Here is a 21,153-nt window from a genome sequence, read left to right as displayed (position 1 = left end):
ACGTCGCACGCAGGGCCCGGGCGTCGGACAATCGCCCCCATGACTGCCGTCGCAACGCCCGGCCTCGCCCGCCGGCACGCCGACCTGCTGCTCGGCGGCCCGGGTCGCGTCACGGGTGTCGACGTCGCGCGCGGGCTCGCCGTGCTGGGGATGTTCACGGCGCACGTCGGGTTCACGTCCGCCGACGCCGGTGGCGTCGCCGCGTTCCTCGAGATCTCGCACGGCCGGTCGTCGATCCTCTTCGCGCTCGTCGCGGGCGTCTCCCTCGCGATCGTCTCGGGCGGGCGGACGCCGCTCACCGGCGTGCCCATGCTCCAGGCGCGGACCCGCATCCTCGTGCGGGCGGTGCTGCTCCTCGCGCTCGTGGGGCTGCTGGACCTGCTCGGCACGCGGGTGCTGCTCATCCTCGGTTTCTACGCCGCGTACTTCGTCCTCGCGCTGCCGTTCCTGCGCTGGCCGCCCGGGCGGCTCGCGGTGCTCGCGGGCACGGTCGCGCTCGTCGGGCCCGTTCTGGCGTACTACGGGCCCGAGGCGCTCGCGCGCGCCGGGCTGCACCTGCCCGACGACGGGTCGGGTGCCTTCACCGACTTCCTCGTCTCCGGCCACTACCCGGCGATCGTGTGGATGGCGTACGTCCTCGCCGGCCTGGCCATCGGCCGGCTCGACCTGACGTCGACGCCCGTGCGCCTGGTCCTCGTGACGGGCGGCCTGCTCGCGGCGGCGGTCGGGTACGGGGTGTCCGCGGCGGTCGTCGGCCCGCTCGGAGGTCCGCAGGCGGTGGAGGACGCCGCGGCGGCCTGGTCGAGCGACCTGCGGCCCGAGCCCCTCACCTGGTCCGCCCCGTGGCCCACGTCGGCCTACCTGTGGTTGGCCGGTCCGCACACCGACACCCTGCCCGAGGTCGTCGGGTCCGGCGGGTTCGCCGTCGCGGTGCTCGGCCTGTGCCTGTTCGTGGGTCGCGTCGGGCGGTGGGTCCTCGCGCCCGTCGCCGCCGTCGGGGCCATGGCGCTCAGCGTCTACTCCGTCCAGATCGTCGTCCTGTGGCTCTGGGGCGACGTCGCCTACGAGCAGACCACCAACGGGCCGCTGCTCGTGCTCGTGCTCGCGACGCTGGCCGCCGCGACGGCGTGGCGCTGGGCGTTCGGGCGCGGGCCGCTCGAGCGCCTGTTCGCCGCGGTGGCGGCCCGGTCGTCGGCGGTCGCCCCTCCCGCGAGGCCGGCCGACGCGTCGTAGGGTCGGCGCATGACGACCCAGGGACCCACCGACCAGCCCGTCGCGACGCCCGGCTCCACGGGCTCGACCCGGCCGGCACCGGGAGGTCCCGCGCTGCGCCGGCTCGGGCGCTCGGGCCTCGCCGTGTCGGCCGTCGGTCTCGGCTGCAACAACTTCGGGCGCGCGAAGACGGCGACGGAGACGCTCGACGGGACGCGCGCGGTCGTCGACGCGGCCCTGGAGTCCGGCGTGACGTTCTTCGACACCGCGGACACGTACGGGGCCCGCCCCGGCCTCAGCGAGGAGCTGCTGGGCCAGGCGCTCGGCGGGCGTCGCGACGACGTCGTCGTGGCCACCAAGTTCGGCATGTCGATGCGCGGCGCGGCGGGCGAGGACTTCGACGCGCGCGGGTCGCGGCGCTACGTCGTGCGCGCCGTCGAGGGCTCGCTGCGCCGCCTCGGCACGGACCGCATCGACCTGTACCAGTTCCACACCCCCGACCCGCTCACGCCGATCGACGAGACGCTCTCGGCGCTCGACGACCTCGTGCGCGCCGGGAAGGTGCTCTACGTCGGCCACTCCAACCGGGCCGGCTGGCAGATCGCCGAGGCCGAGCTCACGGCGCGCGCCGCCGGGACGGTGCGCTTCGTCTCCGCGCAGAACCAGTACAACCTCGTCGACCGCGCGGCGGAGCTCGAGGTCCTGCCCGCCGCCCAGGCGTACGGGTTGGGCGTCCTGCCCTACTTCCCCCTCGCGAACGGGCTGCTCACCGGCAAGTACGCGCACGGTGCCCGGCCCGACGACGGGCGCCTCGTGCGCTCGAAGCCCCACCTGCTCGAGTCCGCGCCGTGGGAGGCGCTCGCGCGCCTGCGCGCCTTCTGCGAGGTACAGGACCTCACGGAGGTGCAGGTGGCGTTCGGCTGGCTGCTGTCGCGCCCGCAGGTGTCGAGCGTCATCGCCGGCGCGACGAAGCCGGATCAGGTGCGGCAGAACGCGGCCGCCGGCGCGTGGGCACCGACGGCCGAGGACCTGGCGGAGCTCGACGACATCTTCCCGCCGGCCGCGAGGATCGCCCCGTTCTGACGCCACCGCGCTCGTCGGGCGCGCGGGGTACCGCCCGGACCGGTGCGGGCCTACCGTGGAGGTCATGGCCACGTGGGACGACGTCGACCGCATCGCCGCGGTCCTGCCCGACACCGCGCAGGACGAGCCGCACCAGTGGCGCGTCCACGGCAAGGCGTTCGTCTGGGAGCGTCCCCTGCGCCCCAAGGACCGCACCGAGCTCGGCGACGCCGCACCCGACGCGGCTCCGCTGGCGTTCTGGGTGGGCGACGAGGGCGAGAAGCAGGCGCTGCTCGGCGACGACCCGCAGACGTTCTTCACGACCTCGCACTTCGACGGCTACGCCATCGTCCTCGCGCGGCTCGACCGGGTCCCCGTCCCGGAGCTCGAGGAGGTCGTGCAGGACGCGTGGCTCGCGCGCGCCCCGAAGCGGCTGGCGGCGATGTACCTCGCGGCTTCGGAGTGATTCTGCGGCGCAGCGACCTCGTCGCACCCCCGGCCCGAGCCCGAGCCACCGTGCTGCCCCCGTCGGGCGCCCGGGCGGGGCGGAGCCGTCGGACGACGACGGCCTGTCCGGGAACCCGAGCAGGCCGTCGTGACGTGCGGCGGGTCAGTACTGACTGACCGACGTCACCTCGAACGTCGCGGTCTTCATCGCCTCGAGGTTCTCCGCGTCGATGAAGTCGAAGATCTCGACGGTCTCGGTCGCCCCCGGCTCGAGGGTCTCGGTGAAGGCGAAGTCCGACTCGATGACCGTGCCGTCCGCCGCGACCGCGTCGACGTCGAGGTCGTACATCATCGCCTCGTCGGCGTTGTTCGTGAGCGTGACGGACAGGGACGACTCGACCCAGCCGTACTCGTCGGCCGTGCCCTCGAACGTGCCGAACTCCACCCCGAGGTCGTTCGCGAGGATGTCCTCCGTCGCGTCACCGGACATGCGGTCGAGGTCCTGCTGCGACTCGGACTCGATCTCCGACAGCGTCTGCCCGTACTCCGTCGAGACGGAGTCGGCCCACGCGACGAGGAGCACGTAGGTGAGGACCGTCCCGAGGATCGCGAGCGCGCCGACGACGATCGCGGAGAGCGCGAACCCCTTGCCGGTCTTGCCGTTCTTCACCTGGAGGAGACCGACGATGCCGAGCACGAGGCCGGCGAGCCCCAGGATCGCGGCGAAGATGTTCAGGCCCGGGATCCAGCATCCGAGCAGGCCGACGATCGCGAGGACGAAGCCCGTGATCGCGAGCGTGTTCGTCGACGACGGCGCGGGCGGCCCGTATCCCGGGTACCCGCCGTACGGCGCACCGTAGGGCGGCTGCTGCGTCGGGTCCGGCGCACCGTAGGGCTGCGCGCCGTAGCCCTGCTGCGTCGGGTCCGGCGCGCCACCGTAGGGCGCGGCGTAGGGCTGCTGGGCCGCGCCGTCCGCGCCGTAGGGCTGCGCGCCGTAGGCCGGCGCGGCACCGTAGGGCGCCTGCCCCTGCTGGCCGGCCGGCTCGCCCCAGCCGGAGGCCTGCTGCGCCGCGCCGTCCGGGGCGCCCGACGGCGCGGGCGGCGCGTACGCGTCCGCGGAGGGCGAGCCGCCGGGCTGGTACGGGTCGTGCTGGTAGGGGTCGGGGGAGCCGGCGGGCGGCTGCGTCATGATGCTCCTTCGCGGTCTCGCCGCGTGATCGGGTGGGGTGCCGTGCCTCGGCGCGGCCTCCGCGGGCCTCCGCGGGGCTTCACAGCACGTTCACGCCCATTCTGTCGTCATCGGCGCCCCGTGACGCAATCGTCCACCGGGTGATCTTGGGCGCGACCTGCGGCGCGACCGGGGACCGCTGCCCGTCCCGGCTCTCGTACCCTGGGGTGGTGCCCACCACCGACCTCGCCCCGGCGCCGAGCCCGACCCCGCGCTCCGTCGGGCACGCGGACGCGGTGCCCGCGGACGTGTGGCAGGAGACCGCGCGACGGCACGCCGAGCGTGCCGACGCGTTCACCGCCGGCTGGCGCCTCCGCAAGCCGCTCGGCGAGAAGCACGCGATCGAGGACTTCCTCTTCACCTACTACCCCACCCGGCCCGCCCAGCTGCGTCGCTGGCACCCCGGCGCGGGCGTCGTGCTCGCCGAGCCGGGCGAGCGGGCCGCGTGGCGCTGGTACCGCGCGACGTCGGGCGGCGTGACCCTCGACGTCCCGGCCTACCTCGCCGAGCGTGGCGACACCGTCCGGTACGTCGTCGACCTCCTCGACGCGACGGCGTCGCGCCCGGGACGGTTCGGCTGCTTCGGGCTGCACGAGTGGGCGATGGTCTACCGCGACCGTGCCTCGGGGCGCGACCACCGCCACCCTCTCCCCCTGCGTCTCGGCCACGAGGGCACGGACGCCGTCGTCGCGTCGCACCCGGTCCAGTGCTCGCACTTCGACGCGTTCCGCTTCTTCACGCCCGACGCCGTGCCGCTCAACCGGCTGACCCCGACCCGCGAGTCCCAGCCGGCGCTCGAGCAGCCGGGCTGCCTGCACGCCACGATGGACCTGTACAAGTGGGCGCTGAAGCTCGGCCCGGCCGTGCCGGGCGACGTCCTGCTCGACACGTTCGAGCTCGCGCGCGACGTGCGCGCCGTCGACATGCAGGCCTCGCCGTACGACGTCTCGTCCTACGGGCTCGAGCCGGTCGCGATCGAGACGCCCGAGGGCAAGGCGGAGTACGTGCGCCACCAGCGCGCCTTCGCGGAGCGGGGCCAGGCGCTGCGGGAGCGTCTGCTCGCTGCGTGCACGGCGCTCGGCGAGAGCGCGTGAGCCGCCTCCCCGTCGCCGAGGTCCCGACCGGTCCCGTCACCGTCCCGGACGTGGTGCTCGCGCTCGCGGGCGACGACGTCGTCACGCCCGTGTGGCGCAACCAGCTCGGCGGGCTGACGTTCCGCCTCACGCCCGCCGACGTGGCCGCCCCGACGCGCTTCGTCAAGTGGGTCGCCGCCGGCACGCCCGGGATCGACCTCGCGGGCGAGGCCACGCGCCTCGCCTGGGCGGGCGGCCGGACCGCCGTCCCGCGCGTCCTCGACCACGGCACGGACACCGACGGCGCGTGGCTCGTCACCGCGGCGCTCGGCGGCGTCTCCGCGGTCGACGCGCGGTGGGTCGCCGAGCCCGCGACGGCCGCCCGCGCGATCGGTCGCGGGCTGCGCGTCCTGCACGACGCGCTGCCCGTCGACGCGTGCCCGTTCGACTGGGGGGTCGGGGTGCGCGTCGCGCAGGCCGACGCGCGGCTCGCCCTCGGCAGCGGCCCCCACGAGTGGTTCCCCGAGCACCGCGGCCTCCCGGCCGCCGAGGCCCGTGCCCTGCTCGACGCGCCGCCCGCCGTCGACCGTCTCGTCGTGTGCCACGGCGACGCGTGCGTGCCCAACACGCTCCTGCACGACGACGGCACGTTCGCCGCGCACGTCGACCTCGGCTCGCTCGGGGTCGCGGACCGGTGGGCCGACCTCGCCGTCGCGGCCTGGAGCACGGAGTGGAACTACGGCCCCGGCCACGACGGCGAGGTCTACGCGGGGTACGGCGTGGCGCCCGACCCGGAGCGCATCGCCTTCTACCGGCTCCTGTGGGACCTGGCCTGAGCCGTCACGCGGCACCCCCGGCCGCGACGGCTCAGCGCTCCTCGTGCGCGGGGTGGCCCGCGGGCGGCCGGTCGAGGAACGTCGTCACCGAGGACACGAGCCCGTCGGGCCGGACGAGCAGCACGTCCGTCCCCGTGGCGAACTCCGACCCGTCCGGGGAGAGAGCGCGCCAGCGAAGCCGGGCACGGTCGTCGCGCAGGTCCGGCTCCGCGCGCGGCTCGAACCGGTGGCTCGCGACGTGCGTGAGCAGCTCCGTCGCGAAGCCCAGCACCGCGTCGTACCCCTCCAGCCGCCGGAGCGGGGCGTCGTGCTCGACGTCGCGCGCGAAGGTGACGGTCGCGAGCCGGTCGCGATCCGTCGCGTCCGGCGTGTTCCAGAAGTCCAGGTAGCGCTCGACCGCCGCAGCGGCGGTCGTGGTGGTGGTGGTCATGCGCCCTCCTCGGGTTCGCGGCCACAGGGCGGCCGGTCCGGCACGGTGCCGGACCTCCACCGTCGGCGCACGACGTCGTGACGTCGATGACCTCGGAAGTAGTTGGCACGCGTCCGGTGCCCGGGCAGGGTGGTCCCATGACCGTCACCGACGCTCCCGCCGGCGCCCTCCTGCGCGAGTGGCGCGTCCGACGTCGGCGGTCCCAGCTCGACCTGGCCGTCGGGGCCGAGGTCTCCGCGCGGCACATCAGCTTCCTCGAGACCGGACGCGCACGGCCGAGCAGGGCGATGATCGAGCGGCTCTGCGACGAGCTCGACGTCCCGCTGCGCGCGCGCAACGACCTCTACCTCGCCGCAGGGTTCGCGCCGGTCCACCGCGAGTCGTCGCTCGCGTCGCAGGACCTCGCGGCGGCGTCCCGGGCGGTCGACCTCGTGCTCGCCGGGCACGAGCCGTTCCCCGCGCTCGCCGTCGACGGGCGCTGGGACCTCGTCGCGGCGAACACGGCGGCGCAGGGCTTCCTCGACGCGGCCGCGCCGGCGCTGCTCGAACCGCCGGTGAACGTGCTGCGGCTCACCCTCCACCCCGACGGCATGGCCGGCCGGATCCGCAACCTCCCGGAGTGGTCCCTGCACACGCTGCGCCGGGTCCGTCGTCGGCTCGAGCGGACCGGCGACCCTGCGCTGCGGGAGCTCCTCACCGAGCTGACGGTCTACGCGCCGGCAGCCGCGCGCGGCGCGGCGAGCACCGCGGGTTCGCCGGTCCGCGACGCTGTCGTGCCGCTCCAGGTGGCCGGTGAGCACGGCGACCTCGCGTTCTGCTACACGACGACCGTGTTCGGGTCCCCGCAGGACGTGACGCTCGACGAGATCGCCGTCGAGTCGTTCTTCCCCGCCGACGACGCGACCGCGGCCGCCCTCGGGGTGACCCGCCGCCCGGGGAGCGCCGGTCGCTAGCGGCGTGGCTGGTGCGCCGGGACGCCGAGCGCGGCCTGCTCGGCCGTCTCCGCGATGCGGCGCTCGCGGGTCTGCTCGCGACGCGCCTCGACGACCCACCCGAGGATCGACCGGCGCACGCCCGGCGTGAAGGCGTCGAACCGCTCGCGAGCCCCGGGCTGGGCCGCGAGCGCCGCCGCGAGGTCGTCCGGCACGACGAGCGCCTCGGCGTCGTCGTGCCGGGTCCACGACCCGTCGGCCTTCGCCGCGTCGACGACGGCGCGCCCGGCGGCGGTCATGCGGCCGTCCGCCTCGACGTGCGCGACCCGCTCCTTGCTGAGGCGGGTCCAGCGGCTGCCCGCGCGGCGTCGCGTGAACCACAGCGCGTGCCGCTCGTCGTCGACGGTGGCGGCCTGCCCGTCGATCCACCCGTACGCGAGCGCCTCCTCGATCCACGGCTCGTACCCGGGCACGGGGTGCCCGCTCCCCCGGCGCCAGGTGACGAGCCAGACCCCGGGCTCGGCGTCGTCGTGGTGCTCGGCGAGCCACGCGCGCCACTGCGCGGGATCGTCGGCCTGGAAGGCCGGCCGGCCGGCGTACGACTCCGTCGGGTGCGACGACGTGGTCATGGTGTGCGCGCCTCCTCGGGGGCGGCCCAGACGTCTCCCGGGAGCTGAGCCGGGAGCGTCGGGTTCGCGGTCGCGACGAACTGGTCGTCGCGACCCTCGCGCGTCATCCTCTCGTAGTCCCGCAGCGCCCCGAAGGCCCACCGACCGAGGAGCGAGATCGCGACGAGGTTGATGGTCGCCATGAACGCCATCGCGACGTCCGCCACGGCCCAGGCCGCCTCGAGCGCGACGAGAGCCCCGATGCCGACGGCGGCGAGCACGAGAGTGCGCAGGGCGGTCAGTGCTCTGCCACGGATGCCGAGGTACGTGAGGTTCACCTCGGCGTAGGAGTAGTTGCCCAGCACCGACGAGAACGCGAAGACGAAGATCAGGACGGTCATGACGGGCACGGTCCAGTCGCCCAGCTCGTGCGCGACGGCTGCCTGCGTGAGCGACCCTCCTGCGGCGTCCGTCGTGGTGCCGGGGTCGTAGACCGTCGGACCGGCCAGCAGGATCATGAACGCCGTCGCGGAGCAGACCACCATGGTGTCGACGAAGACCCCGAGCGACTGGACGAGCCCCTGCTTCGCCGGGTGGGACACGGTCGCGGTCGCCGCCGCGTTGGGCGCCGAGCCCATGCCCGCCTCGTTGGAGAACAGGCCGCGCTTCACGCCGTTGAGCAGCGCGGCGAGGATGCCTCCGGCCGTGCCCGCGATCGCCTGGTCGAGCCCGAAGGCCCCCCGGACGATCTGGCCCACCACCGCGGGCAGCTCCCCGAGGTTGGTGACGATGACGACGAGGGCGAGGAGCACGTAGACCAGCGCCATGACCGGCAGCACGGTCCCCGCGACGCGCGCGATCCGGCGCACCCCACCGAACAGCACGGGCGCCGCGAGGACCATGAGGACCACGGCCGTCCACCCCGGTGCGACCTGGTGACCGGACGCCAGCGCGTCGCTGATCGTGTTGGCCTGCACCATGTTGAACGCGAAGCCGAACGCGAAGATCAGGGCGAACGCGAACACGACGCCCCAGCGCCGCGAGCCGAGCCCTCGCTCGATGTAGTACGCCGGTCCGCCGCGGAACGTGCCGTCGTCGGCCCGGACCTTGAACAGCTGCGCCAGGGTCGCCTCGACGAACGCCGTGGCCATGCCGAGCAGCGCCACGCACCACATCCAGAAGATCGCTCCCGGGCCGCCGAGGGTCAGGGCGATCGCGACCCCGGCGATGTTCCCGGTGCCGACCCGTGACGCGAGCCCCACGCAGAACGCCTGGAACGAGGAGATGCCGCCCTCGGCGCCACCGCCGGACCTGCCGAGGATGCGGAGCATCCGCCCGAAGAGGCGGAGCTGGACGGCCCGGGTCCGGACCGTGAAGTACAGCCCTGCTCCGATGAGCAGGTAGACGAGGACGTACGTGTACAGGACGTCGTTCAACGGGTCGATCAAGGCGGACTGGATGGCGTCCATGGGGACCTCCGCGGCGCTCGGTCGTCCTGGGACGGTAGCGCCTCGCCCATGGTCCGGCGCGGTGAGCCGGAGCATGGGCGAGGCGGGGGTGTCGCGCGGGGGTCAGCAGGTCGGGGCCGGCACCTCCTCGGTGACCGTCTGCGTGCCCTCGTCGCCGGTGGCCGTGACCGTCACGTCGATCTCCCCCGTGACGCCGCGCACCGCGAACGCCTGGTAGGCGCTCGCACCGGGCGCGACCGCGTCGAACGCGCGCGTACCGAGCGCGCTCGAGAGCTCGACGTCGACCGGCCCGTCCGAGGCGTTGGTCGCGCGGACCGCGAGGTACGGCTTGCCGGCGAGGCAGCGCGGGCTGACGTCGACGGTGACGAGCTCGACGTCACCGGGCTCCTCGAGCGCGTCGATCGCCTCCTGGAGCGCCGCCCGCGCGTCGCGCAGCGCTGCGTCGGTCGCCGAGGCGTCGTCCAGGACCCCGGCGGCGGAGGCGAGGGCGGCGCGGAAGGCCGCCCACGACCCGGGGTCGTACCCGTCGTCCGTCACGGCCTCCGCGCTCGTCACGAGGTTCTCCAGCCGACGGCGCTCGGCCGGCACGAGCTGGTCGGTCGCCAGGCCGAGGCGCCGCGCCCGCTCGTCGACCTGCGCCTGGGTGGCTCCGGCCGCGCCGAGGACCTGCCGCGCGGCGTCGAGCTCGCGGGCGAAGACCCCCGCGTCGATCCGCCCGTACCGGTCGATCTCTGCCTCGAACGCCTCGGCGTCCTCGACCGACGCGGCGAGAGCCGCCGTGTCGGTCGGCGGGACCTCGGCCTCGTCGACGTCGGTGAAGAACGTCATGCTGTCGAGGTTCGCGACGTACGGGTGGTCGGCGTACGCCTCGGTCGTGAGGCGCACGAACACCTCGTGCGTGCCGCGCACGGCGCGGGGCAGGTCGACGGTCGCCGTGCCGTCCACGGTCCAGCTCGACCCGGTGGTGGGCAGCGGGACGGTGACGAAGGGCTCGCCCGGGTTCGCCGGGTCGAACTCGTCGAGGTACACCGACAGCGCCGAGCTCCTTCCGGAGCGGTTCGCGTTGTGCACGTAGTGGACGGCGAGCTGGTCGAGCGCGCCCGACCCGAGGTCGATCTCCCCGTAGGCGAGCCAGTCGCCGTCCGCGGTGCCGCCGACGTTCGTCACCGGCCCGCTCGCCCACGTCGAGCTCTCGTTCTTCAGCCCCCGACCGGAGTTCTGCGTCCAGGCCTCGGACTCGACGACGACCTCCGTCGGTCCGCCCGGGGCGAACGTGAGGCTGTCGAGGTTCGCGACGTACGGGTGGTCGGCGTACGCCTCGGTCGTCAGACGCACGAACACCTCGTGCGTCCCCTGGACCGTCTCGGGGAGCACGACCGTCGCCGTACCGTCCGTGGTCCAGCTCGACCCGGTGGTGGGCAGCGGGACGGTGACGAAGGGCTCGCCCGGGTTCGCCGGGTCGAACTCGTCGAGGTACACCGACAGCGCGGAGCTCCTCCCGGAGCGGTTCGCGTTGTGCACGTAGTGGACGGACAGCTCGCCGAGCGGCAGCTCGCCGAGGTCGACCTCGCCGTAGGCCAGCCAGTCACCGTCCGCGGTGCCGCCGACGTTCGTCACCGGCCCGCTCGCCCACGTCGAGGACTCCTTCTTGAGCCCACGGCCCGAGCTCGCGGTCCAGTCCTCGGCCTCGACCGTCACGGCCGGTGAGCCGCCCGGCTCGCCCGGGCCCGCGGGGTCCTCGGCGCCGAACCGGAACCAGTCGAAGTTGCCGACCCAGCTGCGGCCGGACGGCGCGAGGAGCTCGAACGTCACGACCTGCGCGTCGACGAGCGCCTGCACGTCGCCGAGCTCCGCCGTCACCTCGGTGTACCTTCCCCAGCCGCTCGTGCCCGTGAGCGGGACGGTCGCGACCGTCGGCCCCGTGACGTCTCCGGCGTGCACGACGACCGTGCTCGGCGCCTCCGACGGGGCGAAGCTGGTGTCGTAGCGCACCGTGAGGAACCGCGGCGCGTCGTCGAACGTCATGTCGCGGTACCGGACCCACGACCCGGAGCGCACGCCGCCGAGGTTTCCGGCGGAGCTGTTCGCCTCGTTCTTCAGCTCGCCGCCGGACCACGCCTCGGACCGCTCGGCCTCGAGCGTGCGGTAACCACCGCCGGTGAGGTCGAGGGCGTCGGCCGCGGCACCGAGCCCGTCCGCGGCGAACCGCAGGGCGACGCTCGTGGCCGCCTCGTCGGCGAGCACCTCCTGGGCCCGCCCGAGCGCCGCGGAGAAGCGGTCGAACGACGCCGAGGAGTAGTTCCCGTGGCGCACGATCACGGCGTCGTCGACGAGCGCGCCGAGCGCGTCGCGCTCGGCGGCCGCGACGGACAGCCGCAGCGGGGAGCGCACCGAGACGCCCTGTCCCTGCAGTGCCGTCGCGGCGACCCCGTCGGCGAGGGCCTCGTCGCGCAGGTGCACGTAGAAGCGCGCGTCGGCGGACACGGTCCCCCCGAGGGCGAGCCTCGCCGTCGTCGCGGACGCGACCGTCACGGACCCCGTGACGCCGTCCGGCAGCCCCACGACGCTCGCGTCCCCGCTCGCGACGAGGTCCGTGCCGGGCGACGCGGCGAACCGCGCGCCGTCCAGCGTCAGCGTCACGGTGGCGTCGACCGCGCCGCCGTCACCGGTCTGCACCGTCGTCGGGTCGGCGCTCACGCGCGGGCCCTCGGCGGGCTCGTCGGTGCTGGTGCTCATCGAGAACGCCGGCTCGGTGTCCGTGCCCCAGTCGCTCGGCTCCTCGCCCATCCGGAACGCGAGGTCCGCGCCCCCGACGACCGTCGGGTAGTCGAGCCACGTGTTGGCGAGGTCCGCGCCGTCGAGCGTCGCGGACTGCACGTAGAACGCGTCCTCGGACACGCCCTCGGCCGTCACCGCGAACGTGGCGCCGTCGTCGTAGGTGATGGTCGTGGAGTCGAAGAAGGGCGACCCGATCTGGAACTCCGACGACCCGGCCGTCACGGGGAACAGCCCGACGGCCGCGGCGACGAACATCGTCGACATGGTGCCGGCGTCGTTGTCCATCGTCGGGAGCATGCCGCGCGGGTCGAGCTGGTAGACCTTCGTCCTCACCGGCGGGGTGAACTCGCCGCCGCCGCTCGGCACCGCGCTGGAGGACCCGGTCGCGATGTACCGGTTCCAGGTCTCCTTCGTGTAGATCGCGCGCGTCCACTTCTGGGTGAGGCTCGGCTCCCCCGTGTAGTTGAAGAGGTAGGGCGCCTGGAGGTCGATCTCGTTGGCGTTCGAGTGGAGCATCGCCGTGCCGTCGTCGGGTGCGTGCTCGCCGAACATGTGGCGCAGCGCGAGCCGTGCGGCCTCCGTGCCGCCCATCGCCTCGATCAGCGCGTCCATGTCGTACGCGTCGTACCAGTGGTACTGCCAGAGCGTGCCCTGGTAGAGGCCCGCCGCCTCGAACCGCTCGTGGTCGGCGCTCTGCCAGGAGCCGTCGGCGGCGCGCGGGGTGAGCAGCCCGACCGGCGTGCCGTCGGCAGCGGTCCACGCGCCCGGCTTGGTGAGCTTGTCGATCGGCCACGCCGCCTGCTCGCGCAGGGTCTGCGCCTCGTCGGTGAGGCCGATCGCGTCGGCGACCACGGACAGTCCGTACTGGTCGTAGCCGCGCTGGACCGACGCACCGGGGTTGCCCGCCACGTAGCCGCGCTCGAGCTCCGCGGCGCTGTACTCGCCCACGAGGCGCTTCAGCGCCGGGTACGCCTCGTCGAGGCGGTCGAAGCCCTCGAAGCCCTTGGCGAGCGCGTCGGCCACGACGACGGACGACCGCTCCCAGCGGACCGTCGGGACGGAGTGCACGAACCCGCCGAGGCCGCCGCCCGTGCCCGTCGACTCCGCGTCGGCGAACAGGTAGACGAGCGACTGCACCATGTCGCGGTACAGCGCGGGGTCGATGTAGGCGATGACGGAGAACTTCCGGAAGTCGTCCCAGGTCGCCCACGAGTCGTAGTACGTGAAGCCCTGGGCGCTGTGGACCGCGCCGTCGACCCCGCGGTACGTGCCCGAGGTGCTCGTCGCGTTTATCGGCATGGCGAACATGCGGTACAGGTGCGTGTAGAAGAGCTTCTGCAGGTCGCCGGTGGGGTCGGTCGCGGTCGACGCCTCGACGTCGACCCGCCCGAGCGTCGTGTTCCACTCGGCGCGCGTGCGGTCGCGGACCTCGTCGAAGGTGAGGTCGCCGAGCTCGACCTGCTGGTCGAGCCGTGCCTGCTCGACGCTCACCGGCGACAGCGTGACCTGCAGCCCGACCTCGTCGGCGTGCGCCGGGTCGAACGTGAGGACCGCGCCGGTGTCACGACCGTCCTGGGACGTCGCGTCGACGAGCTGGTCGTCGTCGCCCCACGTGGTGACCTTCGCGACCGGCTGCGTGGTCTGCGCGTAGTAGTAGAGCGTGTACGCCGCGTTGTAGAAGTAGCCCGTGACCTGGCCCCGGAGCGCCGCGCGCCCGTCGGCGAGCGTCTCCACGTCGACCGACGACGACGTCCGGCTCGTGTTGTTCGTCTCGAGGTCGACGACGAGGGTCGGTGTCGCGCCGTCGGGGAACGCGTACCGGTGGACGCCCGACCGTGTCGTCGCCGTCACCTCGGCCTCGATGCTGCCCTCGGCGGCTCGGATCCCCCCGTCCGTCCCGGCGACGTTGCCGAGCGTCACCCCGTAGTAGCCGGGGCTGCCCGTCTCGGTGTCCTTCGAGAACGGGTGGGCGTACGTGCCGGTCCCGGGGCGCGCGGTGTAGCTGCCCGACGTCGGCACCACGAGGATGTCGCCGCCGGCGCCCGAGCCGCCCACGCCGTCGAGGTTCGTGTGCGTGAAGCCGGAGATCTGCGACTGCGCGTGGTCGTAGCCCGTGTTGTTGCGGCCCGGCGTGGTGCGCGGGTTGACCTTCGCGAGCCCGTTCGGCGCCTGGGCCGCCGGCATGTCGTTCCCGTAGTCGCCCTCGGTGCCGACGAAGACGTCGACGAGCGACGCCACGTCGCGGTCCTCGGCGGCCGTCGACGGAGCCTGCGTCGCGGACGCCGCAGGGGCGAGACCCACGACGACGAGGGCGGCGGCGACGGCGCCGGCGAGGAGACCGGAGCGGCGGCGGGCGGCGTCCCTCCTCGGTCCGGTGCCGGACGGCGGTGCGGCGGCGGGCACAGGAAGCGCGGCGCCTCGGTGGCGCGAAGGCCTGGAGCTCATGGGGTCCTCGTGGTCGGGGTCGTCGTGAGGGTCGGCGGTCCGGACGGCCGCCGGGTGGACGTGCGCGATGACAGCGGTGGCGCGGGCCGCCGGAGCACGGCCCGCGCCACCCTGTCAGGGACGGGTTACGAGCAGGTGATCGCCGGGTGGACGGCCGTGACCTGCTGCGGCTCGCCGTCGGCCGTGGTCACCGTCACGGTCACCTCGCCCTCCTCGACGTGCGCCGACCGGACCGCGAACGACTGGTACGCGCTCGCGCCCGGAGCGACCTGCGGGAACGCCTTCGCCCCGAAGTCCGTCGCGAGCTCGATCGCCGCGGGCTGCTCGCCCGTGTTGACCGCGCGGACCGCGACGTACGCCCGGCCGGCCAGGCAGCGCGCCTGCGCGGTGACCTCGACCTGCGGCGCCGGCGCGACACCGGTCGCGTCCGTCGCCACCGCGAAGACGTGGAGGCGCGTGTTGACGGGCAGCGTGAGGCTCGTGAGCACCTTCCCGTCCGGCACGGTGACCGGTGCCGTCGCGTACAGGCCGCAGCCGAACCGGTCCGTGCCCGTCCCGTTGCCTCGGGCGCCCGGCTTGGCGACGAGGATGTTGTCCGGCTCGGGCGAACCGGTGCACCAGTCGCTCAGCGCGACCTGGACGGTCTGGCTCGTGCCGTCGGCGAAGCCGAGGACGAGGTCCCCGCGCTGCGTGCCGTGGGTCGCGGTCCCGACGAGCGAGAGCGTGCGCGTCCCGCGCTGCGCCTCGGGCACCTCGAGCACCTGCCCGTCCGCGGCGACGTTGTCCGGCTCGCCCGCGGGCGGCGCGCCCAGCAGGTACGTCAGCTCCGTGCCCGGCACGGTGAGCTCGAGCCCCTGCACGACGCCGAGGTCGGCGAGCAGGTCGCGCAGCAGGTACGCGCCCGTCCCGTCGAGATCGGCGTTCGCGGCGCCGGCGTCCCCGATGCCGACGTTGTCGAACGCTCCGGCGATCCACGACTCGCCGGACACGACGACCTGGATCTCGCGCACGGCCTCGGTGCCCGCCGCGTCGCGCACGACGAGCCGCACGACGTGGCTGCCCGGCTCGGCGTCCGCGGCGGCCGACAGCGTGACCGTCCCCTCGACCGTCGCGGGCAGGCCCGCGGACTCCGCCGACCACTCGGCGAGGTCCGTGGTCGCGGTCACCGCGCCGTCGGACACGACCTCGAGCGTGCCGCTCGACGTCCCCGCGCCCTGGGCGACGACCTGGACCGAGACCTCGGTCTCCCCGCCCGGGGCGAGCACCGGCTGGCGCGGCGTCGCACCCACGAACAGGCGCTCGACCGTCCCGTCCGCCGGCACGACGGCGCCCGGGGAGGCCTCGGGCGCGGTCGCCCAGGCCGACGGCTCGGACCCGACGGTCACGTCGAGCGTCCCGGCCGAGGTGAGCTCGTCCCCCGTGACCCACGCGCGGTCGAGCGTCTCGCCGCCGAGGGAGACGGACTGCGTGTAGTGCGCGTCCGGCGCGACCCCGTCCGCGGTGAGGTGCAGGGAGTCCCGGCCGAACACGTCCGGGTCGAGCGTGACCGTCACGTCGTCGAACAGCGGCGTCGTCAGGCCCCACAGGTCCGTCCCCGGGACGATCGGGTAGACGCCGATCGAGGACAGCACGTGCCACGCCGACATCGTGCCGAGGTCGTCGTTGCCGGTCACGCCGTCGGGGCCGTCGGTGAAGAGCGTCGCCGCCGCGCGCACGACGTCCGTCGTCTTCCAGGGCTGCCCGGTCCACAGGTAGACGTACGGCGCGTGGAGGTTGGGCTCGTTGTTGGGGTTGTAGGTCTCCCAGCCGTAGTAGTCGTACGTGCCGTTGACCCAGACCTCGCTCGCGACGCGCGCCGGGTCCTCGACGAGCTCGTCGTAGGCGAAGAACGCGTCGAGGCGGTCGATCGCCGCGTCGGTCCCGCCCATGAGGTCGAAGAGGCCGGGCACGTCCTGCGGCACGAGCCACTGGTACTGCACGGCCGTGCCCTCGTGGAACCCGTCGGAGTGCGCCGGGTCGGGGTCGCCCACGAAGAACCCGTCGGCGCTGCGGGCGCGGAAGTTCTCGGTGCGCGGGTCGAACACGTTGCGGTAGCTCTGGCCGCGCGCCGCGTAGCGGTCGGCGTCCTCGTCGTGGCCGAGGCCGCGCGCCATCGTCGACAGCATCGCGTCCGCGAGCGCGTACTCCATCGTCGCGGACCCGCCGTGCTGCAGGTCGTAGTCGCCCGGCTTGCCCGAGCGCGCCGGCTCGTGCGGGACGAACCCGTCGCGCAGGTACTCGACGTTCGCGGCGCGCCCGTTGAACGGCGAGTCCTCGGGCGGCACGCCGTCCGCGTTCTGCCTCAGGACGGCGTACGCCTCCTCCTCGTGCCCCGCGAGCAGGCCCTGCTGCCACGCGCTGACGAGGAACGGCGTCGCCGGGTCGCCCGTCATGATGTTCGTCTCGACCGTGCCGTAGCCCCACCGCGGGAGCCAGCCGCCCTGCTCCGCCTGGCGCACGAGCGAGAGGGCCATGTCGGCCGACTCCTTCGGCGCGAGCAGGTAGAGGAGCTGCTGCTGGGTGCGGTAGGTGTCCCACAGCGAGTAGTTCTGGTAATACGTGCCGGGCTCGCCCTCGACGCCCGCCGTGTGGACCTCCTGGTCCCAGCCGCGGTAGCGGCCGTCGACGTCGGACGCCGTGTTGGGGGCGAGGAAGCTGCGGTACAGCGACGAGTAGAACGTGCGCAGGTCGGTCGCGTCGCCCTGGCCGACCTGGACCAGGCCGAGGCGGTCCTCCCAGGCCGAGCGCGCGGCGTCGTGCACGGCGTCGAACGTGCCCGCCTCGGCGGCGAGGTTCGCGGCCGCGCCGTCCGCACCGACGTAGCTCATGGCGGTGACGGCCTCGACGTCGAGGTCGCCGTCGGTCGTGTCGAACGTGACGTAGGCGCCGCGGCGCTGCTCGCCGCCGCTCGCGACGTCGGACCCGGCGGTGACGGCGTCACCGTCCCACGTGCCGTGCGCGGTGAACGGGCGGTCGAACGTCGTGCGGGTCCAGATGGTCTGCGGCTCGGTGTCCTGGCAGAACCCGCGGACGGTGATCTCGGTCTCGACGGTGCGGTCGTCGACGACGCGCACCTCGGACGACGTGACGCGGTTGAGCGCCTGGCCGGCGTTGAGCAGGACGTTCGCCTGCTCGGTCGCCGGGAAGGTGTAGCGCTGGACGCCCGTGCGCTCGGTCGCCGTGAGCTCGGCCTCGATCGTCCCGGCCGCGGACTGCAGCCCGACCCGGTAGTAGCCCGGCGAGGCGTCCTCGTCGTCGTGGGTGTACGGCAGGGCGTACGCCGCGTAGTCGGTCGACGCGACCGGACCGGTCGTCGGGAGCACGGGCAGCGGGCCGCCGAGGCCGCAGCCGACGCCCGAGAGGTGCACGAGGGAGAAGCCGCGGATGCTCGTGCGGTCGTGGTCGTACCCCACGTTGTGCCCGTTGTCGGGCGAGAGCTGGACCATCCCGAACGGGACGGCGGCACCGGGATAGGTGTTGCCGTCGTCCTTCGTCCCGATGAACGGGTTGACGAGGTCGACGAGCGGGCCCTCGACCGCGGTGGCAGCGGCGTCGTCGGACTCCGTCGCTGCCGGGGCCGCCGGCGCGGCCACCGCACCGGCCGCCGGGACGAGGAGCGCCGACGCGGTGAGCAGCGCCACGGCGGCGCGTGCCGTGGCGGGGCCACGCGTCAGGGCGGGACCGCGCAGAGTGGGGTTGCTGCGCCTGCGGAGGAAGGTCATCGGTCGGTCTCCCCTTCGTCCCACGACCTCGTGGGGCTCGTCGACTGCCGGCGGCGGCTCCGGACGCCCTTACCCTCACATCCTTTCGACAGCGCTGTCAACCGTCACCGCGCCCGACCTCTGGGAGACTCGACCCGTGACCACCACGACCGGCCGCACCCCCTCCCTGCTCGCGCACGTCCCCGCGCCCACCGGCGGCGCGCCCGACCCGGACGCGCTCTACGAGGGCTTCACGACGTGGGCCACGGAGCAGGGCCTCGACCTGTACCCGCACCAGAGCGAGGCGCTCATCGAGCTCGTCTCCGGGTCGCACGTCATCCTCGCCACCCCCACCGGTTCGGGGAAGTCGCTCGTCGCGATGGGCGCGCAGTTCGCCGCGCTCGCCGCGCACCGCTCGGGACGAGGCGGCCGCACGTACTACACCGCACCCCTCAAGGCGCTCGTGAGCGAGAAGTTCTTCGCGCTCGTCGCGGCGTTCGGGTCGAAGAACGTCGGCATGATGACGGGCGACTCGGCGGTGAACCCGGACGCCCCGATCATCTGCTGCACGGCCGAGATCCTCGCCAACCTCGCGCTGCGCCGCGGCGCGGGCGACGTCGCCGGCCGGCCCGGGGCGGACGAGCACGCGATCTCCCAGGTCGTCATGGACGAGTTCCACTTCTACGCCGACCCGCAGCGCGGCTGGGCGTGGCAGGTGCCGCTGCTCGAGCTGACGGACACCCAGTTCCTCCTCATGTCCGCGACGCTCGGCGACACGTCGCGCTTCGTCGAGGAGATCGAGGAGCGCACCGGGCGGCCCGTCGCCGAGGTCACGACGGCCGAGCGCCCGGTGCCGCTGCACTTCTCCTACGTCGTCGAACCGCTCACCGAGGTCATCGAGGAGCTCGTGACGACGCGCCGCTCCCCCGTCTACGTCGTGCACTTCACGCAGAAGGACGCCGTCGAGCGGGCGCAGTCGCTGCTCTCGATGAACGTCGCGTCGCGCGCCGAGAAGGACGCGATCGCCGCCGAGCTCGGCGACTTCCGCTTCGGGACGGGCTTCGGCAAGACGCTGAGCAAGTTCCTGCGGCACGGCGTCGGCGTGCACCACGCGGGCATGCTCCCCAAGTACCGGCGCCTCGTCGAGCGCCTCACGCAGTCCGGGCTGCTCAAGGTCGTGTGCGGCACCGACACGCTCGGCGTGGGCATCAACGTGCCCATCCGCACGGTCCTGCTGACGAGCCTCGTGAAGTTCGACGGCGAGCGCATGCGCCACCTCACCGCGCGCGAGTTCCACCAGATCGCGGGCCGCGCGGGCCGCGCCGGCTACGACACCGTGGGCGAGGTGCTCGTCATGGCGCCCGAGCACGTCGTCGAGAACCGCAAGATGCTCGCCAAGGCCGGCGACGACCCGAAGAAGCTCAAGAAGATCGTCCGCAAGAAGGCGCCGCAGGGGTCGGTGAACTGGACCGACGCGACGTTCGAGCGCCTGCGCGACGCCGACCCCGAGCCCTTGACGAGCCACTTCCGCGTCACGCACGCGATGGTCCTCAACGTCCTGGCGCGCTCGCAGCACGGCGAGGACCCGGTCGCTGCGATGGAGCACCTCCTCCTCGCGAACCACGACTCCGACTCCCAGCGGCGCGAGCACGTGCGCCAGACGTTCCGCGTCTACCGCTCGCTGCGCGTCGCGGGGATCGTCGAGCGCGTGCGCGTCCCGGACGCCTCGCGCCCCGCCGGCTACCGCCCGAGCGTGCGGCTGACCGTCGACGTGCCGCGCGACTTCGCGCTCAACCAGCCGCTCTCGCCGTTCGCGCTCGCCGCCCTGGACCTCCTGGACGTCGCGAGCCCGAGCCACGCGCTCGACGTCGTCTCCGTCATCGAGGCGACGCTCGACGACCCGCGCCAGGTGCTCTACGCGCAGCAGAACGCCGCGAAGGGCGAGGCGGTCGCCGCGATGAAGGCCGAGGGCTACGAGTACGAGGAGCGCATGGCGCTGCTCGAGGAGATCACCTGGCCGAAGCCGCTCGAGGAGCTGCTCGCGCCCGCGTTCGCGATGTACAAGCGGACGAACCCGTGGGTCGCGGACGCCGAGCTCTCGCCGAAGTCCGTCGTGCGCGACATGGTGGAGCGGGCCATGACCTTCACGGAGTTCGTGTCCGTGTACGGGCTCGAGCGCACGGAGGGCGTCGTCCTGCGATATCTCGCCGACGCGTACCGCGCGCTGCGCCAGGTGGTGCCCGAGGAGCACCGGACGGAGGACGTGCACGAGATCGTCGAGTGGCTCGGCGAGCTCGTGCGGGGCACCGACTCGTCGCTGCTCGACGAGTGGGAGCGGCTGTCCCGGCCGGTCGACGACGACGCCGACGACCTCGTGGGGGACGGCCCGCTCTCCGGGACGGGCGAGGAGGCCCCGGCCCGGCCGGTCACCGGCAACCCGCGCGCGTTCCGCCGTCTCGTGCGCAACGCGATGTTCCGTCGCGTCGAGCTCGCCGGGCGCGAGGACTACCGGGCGCTCGCGGCGCTCGACGGCACGAGCGGCTGGGACGCGGACGCGTGGGGCGACGCGCTCGACCCGCTGTTCGACGCGCAGGGCGACGACGCCGTCGGCATCGGCCCCAGCGCCCGCGCGGCCGCGCTGTTCCAGGTCGTCGAGCCGGGCGGCGAGATCCTGCCCGGCCACGACGGCCCGACGGCGGACCACGCGCCCGGCGGCGTCGTCCCGGCCGGCACGTGGCTGGTCCGGCAGGTGCTCGACGACGCGGCGGGCGACCACGACTGGGCGATCACGGCGTCGGTCGACCTCGCCGCGAGCGACGAGGCGGGCGCGCCGGTCATCACGGTCCTGGCGGTCGGCCCTCTGTAGAGAGGCGCCCGAGCGCTCTCACTACTC

The 21,153-nt window shown here is 74.1% G+C and carries 13 protein-coding genes; 7 read left to right on the top strand and 6 right to left on the bottom strand.

Annotated features, from left to right (window positions below; all coding sequences use genetic code 11):
- The first annotated feature begins 39 nt into the window (after positions 1-39).
- From ACWPWV_RS12845 to ACWPWV_RS12835, 3 genes are all read left to right on the top strand, one after another.
- Positions 40-1,233, top strand: coding sequence for a heparan-alpha-glucosaminide N-acetyltransferase domain-containing protein (locus tag ACWPWV_RS12845; RefSeq protein WP_454043365.1), 1,194 nt, complete (start codon positions 40-42; stop codon positions 1,231-1,233).
- Positions 1,234-1,242: 9 nt separating this feature from the next.
- A complete protein-coding gene (locus ACWPWV_RS12840) occupies positions 1,243-2,295 on the top strand; it encodes an aldo/keto reductase (protein WP_454043364.1) in 1,053 nt (350 codons plus the stop codon).
- 64 nt (positions 2,296-2,359) lie between these two features.
- Positions 2,360-2,740, top strand: a complete 381-nt coding sequence (locus ACWPWV_RS12835; protein ID WP_454043363.1) for an MmcQ/YjbR family DNA-binding protein — start codon at positions 2,360-2,362, stop codon at positions 2,738-2,740.
- Between the two features lie 144 nt (positions 2,741-2,884).
- Here the strand turns inward: ACWPWV_RS12835 and ACWPWV_RS12830 are convergent, their stop codons facing one another.
- Positions 2,885-3,910 (bottom strand): hypothetical protein, encoded by a 1,026-nt coding sequence (locus ACWPWV_RS12830; protein WP_454043362.1) that lies wholly within the window; start codon positions 3,908-3,910, stop codon positions 2,885-2,887.
- A 206-nt stretch (positions 3,911-4,116) separates the two neighbouring features.
- On the opposite strand from ACWPWV_RS12830, the gene ACWPWV_RS12825 reads away from it, so the two are divergent.
- On the top strand, positions 4,117-5,043 hold the full coding sequence (locus ACWPWV_RS12825) for a 3-methyladenine DNA glycosylase (protein ID WP_454043361.1): 927 nt from the start codon (positions 4,117-4,119) through the stop codon (positions 5,041-5,043).
- Positions 5,040-5,858, top strand: coding sequence for a phosphotransferase (locus ACWPWV_RS12820; protein ID WP_454043360.1), 819 nt, complete (start codon positions 5,040-5,042; stop codon positions 5,856-5,858). The genes ACWPWV_RS12825 and ACWPWV_RS12820 overlap by 4 nt, the downstream gene beginning before the upstream one ends.
- Positions 5,859-5,889: 31 nt before the next feature.
- Here ACWPWV_RS12820 and ACWPWV_RS12815 read toward each other — a convergent pair whose 3' ends face one another.
- Complete coding sequence (locus ACWPWV_RS12815; RefSeq protein ID WP_454043359.1) at positions 5,890-6,288, bottom strand: isomerase; 399 nt, start codon at positions 6,286-6,288, stop codon at positions 5,890-5,892.
- Between the two features lie 137 nt (positions 6,289-6,425).
- On the opposite strand from ACWPWV_RS12815, the gene ACWPWV_RS12810 reads away from it, so the two are divergent.
- Complete coding sequence (locus tag ACWPWV_RS12810) at positions 6,426-7,241, top strand: helix-turn-helix domain-containing protein (RefSeq protein ID WP_454043358.1); 816 nt, start codon at positions 6,426-6,428, stop codon at positions 7,239-7,241.
- On the opposite strand, the gene ACWPWV_RS12805 is transcribed toward ACWPWV_RS12810, so the two are convergent.
- The 4 genes from ACWPWV_RS12805 to ACWPWV_RS12790 all read right to left on the bottom strand — a co-directional run bounded on the left by ACWPWV_RS12805 (position 7,238) and on the right by ACWPWV_RS12790 (position 18,281).
- The gene (locus ACWPWV_RS12805) at positions 7,238-7,849 is read right to left on the bottom strand and encodes a YdeI/OmpD-associated family protein (RefSeq protein WP_454043357.1); all 612 of its coding nucleotides are present in this window, start codon (positions 7,847-7,849) and stop codon (positions 7,238-7,240) included. The two genes, ACWPWV_RS12810 and ACWPWV_RS12805, sit on opposite strands and share 4 nt — an antisense overlap.
- Positions 7,846-9,297, bottom strand: coding sequence for an alanine/glycine:cation symporter family protein (locus ACWPWV_RS12800; protein WP_454043356.1), 1,452 nt, complete (start codon positions 9,295-9,297; stop codon positions 7,846-7,848). Before ACWPWV_RS12800 ends, ACWPWV_RS12805 begins: the two co-directional genes overlap by 4 nt.
- A 102-nt stretch (positions 9,298-9,399) precedes the next feature.
- Complete coding sequence (locus ACWPWV_RS12795; protein ID WP_454043355.1) at positions 9,400-14,520, bottom strand: glycoside hydrolase domain-containing protein; 5,121 nt, start codon at positions 14,518-14,520, stop codon at positions 9,400-9,402.
- Positions 14,521-14,645: 125 nt separating this feature from the next.
- Positions 14,646-18,281, bottom strand: a complete 3,636-nt coding sequence (locus tag ACWPWV_RS12790) for a GH92 family glycosyl hydrolase (protein WP_454043354.1) — start codon at positions 18,279-18,281, stop codon at positions 14,646-14,648.
- Between the two features lie 136 nt (positions 18,282-18,417).
- Here ACWPWV_RS12790 and ACWPWV_RS12785 point away from each other — a divergent pair, with 136 nt between their 5' ends.
- A complete protein-coding gene (locus ACWPWV_RS12785) occupies positions 18,418-21,126 on the top strand; it encodes a DEAD/DEAH box helicase (RefSeq protein ID WP_454043353.1) in 2,709 nt (902 codons plus the stop codon).
- The last annotated feature ends 27 nt before the right edge of the window (positions 21,127-21,153 follow it).

It is taken from the genome of Cellulosimicrobium sp. Marseille-Q8652 (genome assembly GCF_965112045.1).
This window is presented reverse-complemented; position numbering and strand designations above follow the sequence as displayed.